This window comes from Nocardia sp. NPDC003693 (assembly GCF_053981095.1).
The window spans coordinates 12,636-24,558 of sequence record NZ_JBSFNO010000007.1 but is presented as its reverse complement, the minus strand read 5'-3'; the positions used below and the strand labels follow the sequence as shown (position 1 = coordinate 24,558).

9 protein-coding genes are annotated in these 11,923 nt (G+C 69.9%); 7 read left to right on the top strand and 2 right to left on the bottom strand.

What is annotated here, in order from left to right:
* Positions 1–1,529: 1,529 nt before the first annotated feature.
* The 5 genes from ACWDOP_RS10745 (at position 1,530) to ACWDOP_RS10725 (ending at position 7,365) form a co-directional block, all read left to right on the top strand.
* Entirely contained in the window at positions 1,530–4,088 is a 2,559-nt protein-coding gene (locus ACWDOP_RS10745) for a hypothetical protein (protein ID WP_456344854.1), read from the top strand.
* Entirely contained in the window at positions 4,085–4,393 is a 309-nt protein-coding gene (locus ACWDOP_RS10740) for a transposase (protein ID WP_354986893.1), read from the top strand. The genes ACWDOP_RS10745 and ACWDOP_RS10740 overlap by 4 nt, the downstream gene beginning before the upstream one ends.
* Before the next feature lie 158 nt (positions 4,394–4,551).
* A complete protein-coding gene (locus ACWDOP_RS10735; protein WP_456344853.1) occupies positions 4,552–5,082 on the top strand; it encodes a hypothetical protein in 531 nt (176 codons plus the stop codon).
* A 37-nt stretch (positions 5,083–5,119) separates the two neighbouring features.
* Complete coding sequence (locus tag ACWDOP_RS10730) at positions 5,120–6,982, top strand: type IV secretory system conjugative DNA transfer family protein (protein ID WP_456344852.1); 1,863 nt, start codon at positions 5,120–5,122, stop codon at positions 6,980–6,982.
* Positions 6,979–7,365, top strand: coding sequence for a DUF4913 domain-containing protein (locus ACWDOP_RS10725; protein WP_454202884.1), 387 nt, complete (start codon positions 6,979–6,981; stop codon positions 7,363–7,365). Before ACWDOP_RS10730 ends, ACWDOP_RS10725 begins: the two co-directional genes overlap by 4 nt.
* Positions 7,366–7,802: 437 nt before the next feature.
* Here the strand turns inward: ACWDOP_RS10725 and ACWDOP_RS10720 are convergent, their stop codons facing one another.
* Together ACWDOP_RS10720 and ACWDOP_RS10715 are read right to left on the bottom strand one after the other, a co-directional pair.
* The gene (locus tag ACWDOP_RS10720) at positions 7,803–8,357 is read right to left on the bottom strand and encodes a hypothetical protein (RefSeq protein ID WP_454202885.1); all 555 of its coding nucleotides are present in this window, start codon (positions 8,355–8,357) and stop codon (positions 7,803–7,805) included.
* A gap of 407 nt (positions 8,358–8,764) precedes the next feature.
* Positions 8,765–9,643, bottom strand: coding sequence for a peptidylprolyl isomerase (locus ACWDOP_RS10715; RefSeq protein ID WP_454202886.1), 879 nt, complete (start codon positions 9,641–9,643; stop codon positions 8,765–8,767).
* A 128-nt stretch (positions 9,644–9,771) separates the two neighbouring features.
* Here ACWDOP_RS10715 and hisS point away from each other — a divergent pair, with 128 nt between their 5' ends.
* Complete coding sequence (gene hisS / locus ACWDOP_RS10710; RefSeq protein WP_456344851.1) at positions 9,772–11,046, top strand: histidine--tRNA ligase; 1,275 nt, start codon at positions 9,772–9,774, stop codon at positions 11,044–11,046.
* A 223-nt stretch (positions 11,047–11,269) separates the two neighbouring features.
* Positions 11,270–11,917 (top strand): hypothetical protein, encoded by a 648-nt coding sequence (locus ACWDOP_RS10705; protein WP_456344850.1) that lies wholly within the window; start codon positions 11,270–11,272, stop codon positions 11,915–11,917.
* Positions 11,918–11,923 lie beyond the last annotated feature (6 nt).

Sequence of the window (11,923 nt, the reverse complement as noted above, 5' to 3'; positions counted from 1 at the left end):
CCGACACCGTGAGCGGTGCGAACGCGAGCGGTTCCCGCACCGTGGGTGGTTCCGTTGACTCGGGCGCCGGTGCCTCCCTCGATGCGGCGAGTGAATCCCGTGGCACGAGTGGTACTCCCGCTGGTGATTCGTCGGGCGCGGGCGGTTCCGACACAGCGACCGGCGTCGCCGCCGACGTGGCCCCCGGCTCCACAGCCGCTTCGGGATCCGCTCAGTCGGTGCCCGCCCGCCCGAGCCCGCCCCGCCCGGAGTCGTCCTTCCCTCGCACCCCACCCGCCCGCAACCGCGCGGGCGAACCCCCGTGGTCCCGCTCCGAGCCCGCCGACCGTCGCCGCCCGACCGCGCCCCCACAACCCAATTCGACGACTTTCGGCGCGAACCGAGCCGCCGCGGGCACGGTCCCCCCGCGCCGCCCGATCCCGTCCCTGCGCCCCGATCCCGGCGCCCAGGACACCTCGAGCCGGCCCGCCCCGAGTCCCCAAACTGATCCGGTGGCCTCCGACCCCTTCGACCGCGAGCGAACCAGCGCGGAAGCCCTGGCGCACGCTGCGGCAACGAACCCGGACGGCTCGAGCATCACCCCCGAGCACCGCGCAGTCTCGTCCGACCCCGCATCTACCGTTGCACCGAAGCCCGGTCGTCAGAACGAGGCAGGTGCAGCGTCGGCACACGAGCACGCCTCGACCCCGACGGATGGTGGTGGTGTCGCGAACAAGTCCAGCGAGCCAGCCGTCAAGCCCGTTGCGCACGAGGGGAACCGAGAGACCGACCATGGCGGACCCGCGGGTGCTGTGGGCTCGGGCGGTTCGCTCGATCGACAGGCGGGTGCGCCCGCCGTGGGTGGCGTAGGCACGCGCGATGCGGAGAGCCTGTCCAGCGCAGGGGATCAGGAGCTGTCGGCCGGTCGATCCACGTCGCCGGGATCTCCGGACTCGGGCACCGCGCCGCACAGGGATGCGGGCGCGGCCGAGGCGGGCACGGTCGACACCGGTGACGGCTCAGGCGTTGCCCGGGAGCGGGTTTCGCGGGCAGGTGGCGGCCGCGGAGACAAGGCTGTCGGCAGCGAGGACGCGCCCGAGGCAGCGGCCTCGACGCGGCGTGACGGTGGGGCCGCCGACGAAGTAGCGGCGGGCGCCGAGGCGGCCGCGACCGGAAGCGGCGGCGCAGCCGCCACCGGTTCCGCAGGTGCGGGAGACGAGGCGGTTGTTGGTGTGGGGCAGCGGGATTCGCGCGGCGAGGCCGACAGCCACGCGCGGGGTGATCAGGGTGTAGTGGGGAGCGAGGCGGACGCGTCGGGCGTGAGTGGCGCCCGGCGGGGCGGGCGGCGGACCATTCCGTCGTTGTCGCTCGAGGGGGAACCCGTGGGTGACGGGGGTGGGCGAAGAGCCGGGGGGAGAGCGGACGGGGACCCGGCGGTGGCGGGGTCGGAACAGGTTGGTGGCTCAGAAAGTTCGGAGCGCGACCACGCGCGCCCGGGGCAGGCGGCGGGATCGGCTGCGCTCGGTTCGGAACGATTCGAGGGGGACCGCATGGACCGGGAACGTGGCGACGACGGCGTGTCAGGTGCGGACGGCGATGCGCGGGAGCGGGATCGGAGTTCCGCGGGGCGCGTCGCGCAGGACGTGCGGACCCGCGACGGCGAGACCGTAGCGGCCGAACGGGCGCACGGGGCCGGGCAGCGGCCGCACGCCGGAGAGATCGGCACCGGACCGCATCGGCCGGCGACGACCGGGCAGCGGGCGCACGGCACCGAGATCGGAACGGGACCGCATCGGCCCCAGACCGCCGGGCAGCGGGCGCACGGCGCGGAAACCGGTGCGGGCGAGCGCGGGCGCGGCCCGGAGCGCGGAAGCGAGGCACGGCGCGGTACCGCCCCGGACGAGCGTGGGAGCGACGCACGCCGCGGGACCGCCCCGGACGACCGGGGGAGCGACGCGCGGCGTGCCGGTGAGCGCGGGCGCGGTGGCGAGGCACGTACGCGGCGCGACGGTGATCCGCGGGCGCGGAGCCGGGCGACCGAGGCCGACGGGCGCGAACGGCGCAGCGGCGCGGACCGCGACGCGCGTCGGGCCGCCGAGCGGGAAACCGGTCGGGGAGGCGCGGATTCGGCGGGACGCGACGGCGAGCGCGGTGCGGACGGGCGGACGCGGCCCACCGACGCGGACCGGGTGCACATCGGCGGGCGCGCGGGATCTTCGGGACGGACGCGACGGCCGCGGCCCGAGGGCGAGGCGGGCGAGCGGACCGCGCGCAAGCGGACGGCCCGGCCCGAACGGATCGACGGCGACGGCGGTTCGCGCCGCGGCGGTCAGGACCGGGACAAGGGCAAGGCCCGCGTGCCCAAGGGCGCGGCGGCGCGCAAGAAGGCCGCCAAGAAGCGCCAGCAGGGACCCAAGCTGCTCGACGACGCGTCGCGGGCCAAGCTCGAGGTCATCGTTCGCGAGCAGAACGGGCTGCGGGCGGTGTGGGCGACCTTCCGCCTGCACACCGACGACCTGCGCAGGCGGAACTTCGCCGCGCGAGTCGAACGCATCGAGTACGGCAGCGTCGACGAATTCGACCGCACCACAGCGCAACTCACCGACCGCGGCTACATCGGCGCGGGCGGCGGCCGGATGAACGTCGTCGGGCGGCCGGTCGAGTACCGCGCCACCACCGCCCAGGTCGCGGGCCTGTGGCCCTGGTCGGTCGGCGCCGGCGCACCCCTGATCGGCACCCCGCTGGGCTCGCACCTGCACACCGGCGCCCCGGTCTGCTTCGACCCCATGAACTGGTTCATGCGCGGCAGCTTCATCACCGCCCCGAGCCTGTTCGTGCTGGGCCTCAACGGTTTCGGCAAGTCCTCGCTGGTCCGCCGCATCGTGCTGGGCGGCGTCGCGCAGGGCATCACCCCGCTGATCCTGGCCGACGTCAAGCCCGACTACCGCAAGCTCGTGGAGCTGGTCGGCGGTCAGGTCATCGACCTGGGTTACGGCCACGGCAAACTCAATCCGCTCGCCGCCGGCGTCCTGGGCTCGATCGTGCCCCGCCTCGACGACCTGCCCGAACTGCAGACCCAGGTCATGCAGGAGATGCGCGCCCGCCAGGTCACCCTGGTCGCGGGCCTGGTGGAACTGGTGCGCGGAGCGCGCGTGCGCGACTACGAGGAAACCCTCATCTCCACCGCCCTGCGCATCCTGTACCGCGAGGGCAGCGAGTTCACCCCGGACCAGCCGCCCATCATCGAGGATCTGCTCACCGTCATCGTCAACGGCGGCGACGAACTCATGCTCGACGCGGGCGCCGACAACCCCGACGAATACCAGAACGCCATCAAGGGCCTGCGCCGCTCGCTGCGCGCACTGACCCAGGGCCCGTTCGGCGCGATCTTCAACGGCCACACCACAACTCCCATCGACACCGCTTCGACCGCTGTCTGCATCGACGTCTCGCACATCCCCAACGGCGACAAGAAGCTCAAGGCCGCGGTCATGCTGGCCTGCTGGGCCGACGGTTTCGCCTCGGTGGAAGCCGCGCACGTCCTGGCCGACGCGGGCCTGGGCCCGCAGCGCTACTTCCAGGTCGTGATGGACGAGCTGTGGCAGGTCCTGGGCCTGGGCGACTTCATGGTCGACCGCGTGGACGAGCTCACCCGTCTGCAGCGCAGCATCGCCACCGCGCTGATCATGATCAGCCACACCATCAAGGACCTGCAGTCCCTGGGCTCGGAAGCGGCCATCTCCAAGGCGCTCGGCTTCCTGGAACGCGCCCGCGCCAAGATCTTCGGCGCGCTACCCGCGGAGGAGATCGGCCGGCTGGACTCGATCGTCCCGTTCACCTCCGCCGAGGAGGACATGGTCACCAGCTGGTCCGCCCCGCAGGCCCTCACCGGCGAGGCGCTCAAGCCCGGCCAGCAGCGCCCGTCCGCCCCCGGCACCGGCAAGTTCCTCATCAAGATCGGTGAGGACCGCCGCCCCGGCATCCCGTTCCACATGGAGTTCTCGCCCTCGGAGAAGGAGAGCGGAATTCACGACACCAACCAGCGTTTCAGCGAATTCAGCGAAACCACCGCCCGGCGCGGCAACGACGACGACGGGAGCCCCGAATGATGCCGCACCGGTCCTACCGAAGAGTCTCGCCGGAGGTGCGGCAGGCCGCCGTCGAGCAGGTGGTGGCGCTGAGCGCGAAGATGCGCTCGGAATCGGAGGCGTGCCGGGTGGTCGCCGAACAAATAGGCGTGCACACCAATTCGGTCCGCAACTGGGTGCGCGCGGCCGAGAGCCCCGGGCTCGAGCAGATGGACGCGAGCACCCTGCGCCGCAAGGTCGCGCTCCTGCAGCAGCAGCTGGCCGCGGCCGCGGAAATGAACCGCAGCCTGGTGGAAACGCTCAATCACGCCAAGCGGGGGTCATGACCGCAACCCGGCGATTCGGACACGCCGATTCGGGAAAACCGCTGGTATCGCCCAGCGCTCGGCCCGGAGGACTAGCCTGGAACACAGGTCCGACGCTGCGTCGCCGGCACGGACCCGGCGATGCGGTCCCGGCGGCCAAAGGCGCGAAACTGGTGGTGATGCTGGTGCCTGTCATCGCGATGCTGACCGCCGCGTGCGGCAGCGGTTCCGATGGTGGCTCGGGTCCCGTTACCCTGCAACCGCCCACCTCCACCACGCGGTTGCTGCTCAGCGCCCCGGCTCCCGATCCCGCCAGCGGCGAGGGCGTGGCGGTCGCGGCCCTGCGCGAGATCTACACCTGGTATCCCGCCACCGAGGTGCAGGGTGCCCCCGCCCTGGCGCGCGCTCGGAAATGGCTGGGACCCACGCTGATCCGTACACTGGATGCACCACCCGCCGGTGCCGCGACGCCGAAGGCGACGTTGCAGTGGGCCGATTGGAGCAAATCCGGGGCTCACGTCGAAGCGTTCGCGTTCGCGTCCGGTGAGAAGGCTCCGCCCGGCGCGGATCCCGACCGTCAGCGATACAAGATCGGCATCGAACAGACGGTCGTCTATCCCGACGGCCGCCGCGAACCCTTGTCGCCCAGTACCGTCGTCGCCACCGTCGTGCGCGTCCCCGGCGGCTGGGCGCTGGACGAATTCCGTTGAGCCGCATCGACTTACAGGTCATCTGAGGAGGCTGGAGATGGCGAAGAAACCGGTGAAGGATCCCGCCGCACCGGGTCCGGACACCACGCTGTTCATGATCTACACGGCATTCGCCGTGCTGGGAACACTGTGGGTGTCCATCCAGGTGGGCAATGCCCTGTCCTCGCCCAAACAGGACCTGCCGATCAATCCGATCGCCATCGCCGTCGACCTGGCCAAGGGCAAGCTGTACTGGCCCGGCTGGGCGACGGTCGTCGTGCTGCTGGTCGTGCTGAGCGCGGTCGGCTACCAGCTCTACAAGCGAAGGGCCAAGGCGCGCAAGGCGATCGGGCGACTCGCGGTCGATGACAAGGCCGACCACATGGGTTCGGGCGGCGCCATCAAATCGCTCACCGACGCCGGCGTGCGCGAGAAGGCGACCCAGCTCGGCATGCGACTGGGCAGCAACGACATGCCCGGCGTTCCGATCGGCATGTCGGTGGCCGACGGCTGCATGCTCTACGGCTCCTACGAGGACCTGCACATCGACATCTGGGGTCCGCGCCAGGGCAAGACCACCTCGCGCGTCATCCCGGCGATCCTGGCCGCCATCGGCCCGGCCCTGGTGACCTCGAACAAGCGCGACGTCGTCGACGCCACCCGCGACGTGCGCGAGAACAAGGGCAGCCCGATCTTCATCTTCGACCCGCAGGACATCGCGGGCGATCCGATGAATCACGATGACCGGGCCCGCAATTGGTTCTGGGACCCGCTGGCCTGGATCGACGCCCGCAGCGACGGCTGCGAGATGCGCGCCGCCCGCCTGGCCGGGCACTTCGCCGACGCGGACGAGGGCGCCGGCGGCGGCATGGCCACCTCCACCGACAGCTTCTTCGACCAAGAGGCCGAGGATCTGCTCGCGGGCCTGTTCCTGGCCGCCGCGGTCGATGACCGGCCCATCACCCAGTGCTGGGAATGGGTCACCAACCCGCAGGACACCGAGCCCATCGAGTTGCTGCGCCGCACCGGCCGGTTCCACTTCATGGCCTCGGGCCTGGCCCAGCAGTACAACGTCGACGAGCGCACGCGCAGTGGCGTTTTCGGTACCGCCAAGAAGATGATCCGCTGCCTCAAGCTCTCCAACGTGCACCGCTGGATCACCCCGGAATCGGGTCGTTCGCAGTTCGACGAACTCGCCTTCATCCGCGACAACGGCACGCTCTACTGCCTCTCGCTCGAAGGCCGCGGTTCGGCGGCCCCGCTGGTCAGCGCGCTCACCGAGGCGGTCATCGACATCGCCATGCGCGAGGCCTCGCGCTCGCACGGCGGCCGCCTCGAGATCCCGCTGCTCGCGGTGCTGGACGAAGCCGCGAACGTGGTGCGCTGGAAGGATCTGCCCAAGCAGTACAGCCACTTCGGCTCGCGCGGCATCGTCGTCATGACGGTGCTGCAGTCGTGGGCGCAGGGCGCGCGCTGCTGGGGTCTGGACGGCATGGAAGCGCTGTGGGCCGCGGCCAACATCAAGGTGCTCGGCAGCGGCGTGGACGACACCAAGTTCCTGCAGGAGCGCTCCGAGGCCATCGGCGCGTACGACAGCATCTCGTCCTCGGTCTCGGAATCCAGTGGTGGCAAGAGCTATTCGCGGTCGCTGGGCTCGTCCAAGACCTTCGACGTGCACGGCCTGGCCACGCTGCCGCGCGGGCGGGCGATCGTGTTCTCCTCCGGCACGCCGGCGGTGCTCGTGCGCACGGTGCCGTGGTGGGAGGGTGAATACGCTGCCGCGGTGAAGGATTCGATCACCCAGCACGACCCGTCTCCGCGCAAGAAAACCGAGATAGCGGATCTGATCGGCACGCCGTCACTGGTCAAGCAGGAACCGGCGAAGGACGCCGGGAAAATCGAGGAGGTCCGGCCGCTGTGACCGAACAGCAGCAACAACCGATGGTCTACCAGAGCGTGGTGGAGTTCGTCGAGAACTACCTGAGCCTGGTGTACCGCCGTCAGGTGACCGATATCAGCGACACGGTGTGGTGCCCCGAATGGTGGAAGCACGCCGAGGCGGTCGCGCGCCTGGACGCGATGTGGCGCGCCTGGGAACACTACCGCCAGGACGGCAAAACCGGTCTGAGCGTGTGGTTCCTGGATCACGCGGATCCGCACATGGGCAAACTGTTCGACCCCAAGGGGCCGTTCAAGTACTGCAGTGTGCGCAACGGGCACAAGGACATGCTCACGCCGCTGCCGCTGAAGTCGCCGCAGCAGGGGCTGTTCAGCGATCCCACTATGGGGGACTTCCGGCTCTGAGCCGGCTGTCGCGGACACGTCGATGACGTTGTGGCGGATCGGGTTCGAGGATCCGCCACGGCGTGCTCGACGGAGATACGGGGCGTTCGGGCTGTTTGCCTGATTCGCCGGTTGTCCGCGAGCTAATGGATCGTCTGGACCGCGCGACATCGAATCGTTGTGAACGCCAGTCGAGCCCGGGCGTGTCGAAGCGAGATCTCGGGTTCGGATCCGTGTGACCGTGGCGGCCGGTTTATCAGCCGGACCGCCTGTCGGCCGGCCACCGCCGGCTGCGAGCTGAGCGATCGGGGACACGGCGGTACCGCAGATCGCCTGTTCGATAAGGCCACTCGCCCGGTGTATCCGTGCGACACGCTTGCGTGACCCGCACGCCCTGATGATCGAGCGACACAGCCGAGTTCAGCTGTGTCGCTCTGATTTCCCGCGGGTACGTGCGTCTAGGTGCGTGTGCGCTGGAGGCCGCGCGCTTCCAGCTCCCGCGCCCGGCGCTGTGCGACGGCGGCTTCCTGTTCCCGGGCCTTGACCGCTTCGGCTGCCGACTGCGCCTGCCCTACCTCGAGCAGCATGCGTACCGCGGCCAGTTCCGGCGCGATACCCATGCGGGAAAGGTGTTGGGCCAGAGCGGTTCGGCGCTCCACCGAGTCGTAACGGACCAGATTCTTGTTCATGGCGGCCTGCGTGGCGGCCATGCGCGTGGCCTCGGCCTGCGCGGTGAACCTGTCCTTCTCGAGGGATACGCCCTTGTCCAGCGGCGGCTTTTCGATCATGCGCGCCAGTTCGAGGTTGCGCGGATCCTTCGCCTTGGAATCCGCGGCTTCCCGGAGCTGGAGCTCACGGGCCTCTTTCTGCCGGGACTCGGTGACTTTGACGCGCGCTTCCGCTTCTTTCTGGCCACGTTCCCGGGTGCGCAGCGCGACAAGTGTCGCGAGCTGCAACATTTGCCTCATCATCGCCGCCGTCTGGGCGCCGATGTCGTCGAGTTCCTCGGCCATTGCCTGCTCCCCGATGCTGCAGTGATCACTATGGATGATTGTGGTGCTTCGTCTCGAACATCGCCATACGAACGGTGATTCGGTCAGCCATGTCCCGCCTGCGAACGCGACACCGGGAGTGCTGGGAGGCGTGGGGGGCTCGGTCCGTTGGGGGTTGCCCGGTGGGCCTTACTACGCCGCTTCGTACTCCGTTCTACGAGGTTACCAGCGAAAACTCGGATACCGCCGTACGCGCGCGTCGCGATACAGCATATATCGCACAATTCCGGCATCTCAGCGAAAACTCAGGATTTTCTTTGGTTAGGGAAGCCTTACACCGAAGGTTCGGAGGAGGTATGCGGTTGCTTTTCGCGAAAAACGAACGGCCCCGGTGCTCTACGAGCGCCGGGGCCGAAAAACCGTGCTGGTCAGTCGATTCGGACCGACTGGATGGTGACGTCCTCGGCGGGCTTGCCATCCGGCGCGCCGCCGGCGACACCCGCCTTGGCGATCTTGTCCAGCGTGGCCAGACCGCCCTCGTCGATGGTGCCGAAAATCGTGTACTGCGGCGGCAACTGCGAATCGCCGTACACGAGGAAGAACTGGCTGCCGTTGGTGCCGCCGCCCGTCGTCTGATCCGGCCCGGCGTTGGCCATGGCCAGCACGCCGCGCTTGTAGCCGACCGGCATCTGCGCCGCGGGATCGGCGGCGTCGTACTGATCGCTCGGGTACTCGTTGTCGTACTGGTAACCCGGGCCGCCCATGCCGGTGGCCGACGGGTCACCGCACTGCAGCACCTGCAGGCCCTCGCCGGTGGTCATGCGGTGACACTGGGTGTCGGAGAAGAAGTTCTGCTTGGCCAGGCTCACGAAGCTGTTGACCGTGCAGGGCGATTCGGCCGCGTTCAGGGTCACGCCGATCGCGCCCTGATTGGTCTCGAGGGTCGCCTTGGCGTTGGTCGTGGTGGAGATGTCCGCCGTGCCCGGCCGCTCGACCGGCTTGGACGCCGGGCTCTGGGCATTGCGGTAGTCACAGGTGACCGTGGCGGGCTTGGCCTTGGCGACCGGGAGCGGCGCGGCCGAGGACAGGGAGGCGTCCGGGGTCTCGGAGGTCGCGGTGGTGCTCGTGTTGTCGTCACCACGGTTCCAGAGGTACAGACCGACACCCGCTGCGATCACGACCACGACGCCCAGGGCCGACGCGGCGATCGTCATCTGCTTCTGCTTGCGTGCCCGCGAGGCGCGGTTCGCCAGCTGGCGCTCCAGCTTCCGTTTCGCCGCAGCGCGTCGCTGTTCATTGCTCGGCACTAGCTAGTCCCTCCGTATCGGTTGCTTCCGGCATAAGAGTGTGCCATCACTTCCTGAGACGCTCCCTTATAACCGGTGCACACTAACCGGTTGGACTTGGATAAGCACCATGGGGAAAACTGGACGGCGTGACCAAGACCAGCAGCTTCCGTGCCCCGAAGGGGGTACCCGACTATCTGCCCCCCACCTCCGCGGAGTTCGTCGCCGTGCGCGACGCACTGATCCACACCGCGCGACTGGCGGGATACGGGCACATAGAGCTGCCGATCTTCGAGGAAACCGCGCTCTTCGCGCGCGGCGTCGGCGAGTCCACCGACGTGGTCTCCAAGGAGATGTGGACCTTCGCCGATCGCAACGGTGAGAGCTTCACCCTGCGCCCCGAAGGCACCGCCGGTGTCATGCGCGCGGTCATCCAGCACGGCCTCGATCGCGGTCAGCTGCCCGTCAAACTGGCCTACGCCGGGCCGTTCTTCCGCTACGAACGCCCGCAGAAGGGCCGCTATCGGCAGTTGCAGCAGGTTGGCCTCGAGGCCATCGGCGTCGACGATCCGGCCCTGGACGCCGAGGTGATCGCCATCGCCGATCGCGGCTTCCGCTCGCTCGGACTCGACGGGTTCCGGCTCGAACTCACCTCGCTCGGTGACGACAGCTGCCGTCCGCAGTACCGGGAGCTGTTGCAGGAGTTCCTGTTCAAGCTCCCACTCGACGAGGAGACCCGCCGCCGGGCCGAGATCAACCCGCTGCGCGTGCTCGACGACAAGCGGCCCGAGGTCAAGGAGATGACCGCGGGCGCGCCGCTCATGATCGATCACCTGTCCGAGTCCGCGAAGGCGCACTTCGACCAGGTGCTCGGACACCTGGACGCGCTCGGCGTGCCGTACGTGGTCAACCCGCGCATGGTGCGCGGCCTGGACTACTACACCAAGACCACCTTCGAATTCGTGCACGACAGGCTGGGCGCGCAGTCCGGCATCGGCGGCGGCGGGCGCTACGACGGGCTCATGGCCGAACTCGGCGGGCAGCCGCTCTCGGGCATCGGCTTCGGCATCGGGGTCGACCGCACCGTGCTCGCGCTCGAGGCCGAGGGCAAGTCCGCCACCGACGGCACCCGCATCGACGTGTTCGGCGTGCCGCTGGGCGAGGTGGCCAAACAGCGCCTGGTGGTGCTGGCCGGTGAACTCCGCGCCGCGGGCATCCGGACCGACATCGCCTACGGCGGTCGCGGGGTCAAGGGTGCGATGAAGGCCGCGGACAAGTCCGGGGCGCGTTTCGCGCTGGTCCTGGGCGAGCGCGAGGTCGCCGAGGGCGAGCTCGGGCTCAAGGATCTGAGCACCGGCGAACAGCGCCAGATCGCCCTGGACGACGCCGTCGCCCAGATCGCCGCCGCCCTCGCGGGGGAGTAGACCGAAGCTCGTGGACCACCGCGCCCCGGACCACGGTCCGGGGCGCGGTGTCGTTCGCGGGTAGCCGCGCGTGCGGGCGCCGCCGGGCGGTTCTTCCGCACCGCCCGGTGCGCTGGCGGACAATGGATTCGGAAGTGGGGCACGCCGGGGGAGAGTCCTGGTAGCGTCCCCGCGGTGCGTGGCAGCCGCGGCGCGCCTGATGCACTTGGACGAATGCGCAACTGTGACTGACAAATCGAAATCCGGCGCCGCCGCCGAGGTCGGGCTCGATCTCATCGCGCCGGAGCTGCTCGCTCCCGCGCTGCGCCGGCTCACCCTCGCCGCCCTCGGCGTCGGCATCGGGATGGGACTGCTGACCGCGCTCTGGGTGAGCTGGCCGGTGGCCGTCGCCATCGGGCTGGTGCTCGGCGCGCCCACCGCCCTGTATGCCACCGCGGTCCAGCGCAAGCGGATATTGCTGTCCGGCACCGTGATTCGCGCCCGAACCTGGCGCGGCGAGCACAGCGTGGACCTCGCCGCCGCGACCGGCACCGAGATCGTGGTGTACCCGGGCAAGGTCAGCCGGGTGCTGCTGCGCGTGACCGCGAACGGCGACACCCGCGTGGTGCCCCTGGCCATCTACACCGATTCCGGCAGCGGCCGCGAACTCCACATCCTGGGCCTGCGCAAGCTCGCCGACGCCCTGGCCGCCTGCCCGCTCGCCGCCGCCCTCGCGGTCTCCGACCTGCTCGTCCAGCAGCTGCGCGCCGAGGCCCGCGACGCCAACGCCGAGGAACGCCCGCTGTACCGCGCGATGCGCCAGGTCCGCGACCGCGACGCGGTCTCGATGGTCGTGCTGTCCGACGCCGACATCTCCGAGCTGACCCGCTAGCACGTC

Coding starts and splice junctions, on each gene's coding strand:
- ACWDOP_RS10745 (WP_456344854.1), top strand. CDS start 1,530: ATGGACCGGGAACGTGGCGACGACGGCGTGTCAGGTGCGGACGGCGAT.
- ACWDOP_RS10740 (WP_354986893.1), top strand. CDS start 4,085: ATGATGCCGCACCGGTCCTACCGAAGAGTCTCGCCGGAGGTGCGGCAG.
- ACWDOP_RS10735 (WP_456344853.1), top strand. CDS start 4,552: ATGCTGGTGCCTGTCATCGCGATGCTGACCGCCGCGTGCGGCAGCGGT.
- ACWDOP_RS10730 (WP_456344852.1), top strand. CDS start 5,120: ATGGCGAAGAAACCGGTGAAGGATCCCGCCGCACCGGGTCCGGACACC.
- ACWDOP_RS10720 (WP_454202885.1), bottom strand. CDS start 8,357: ATGGCCGAGGAACTCGACGACATCGGCGCCCAGACGGCGGCGATGATG.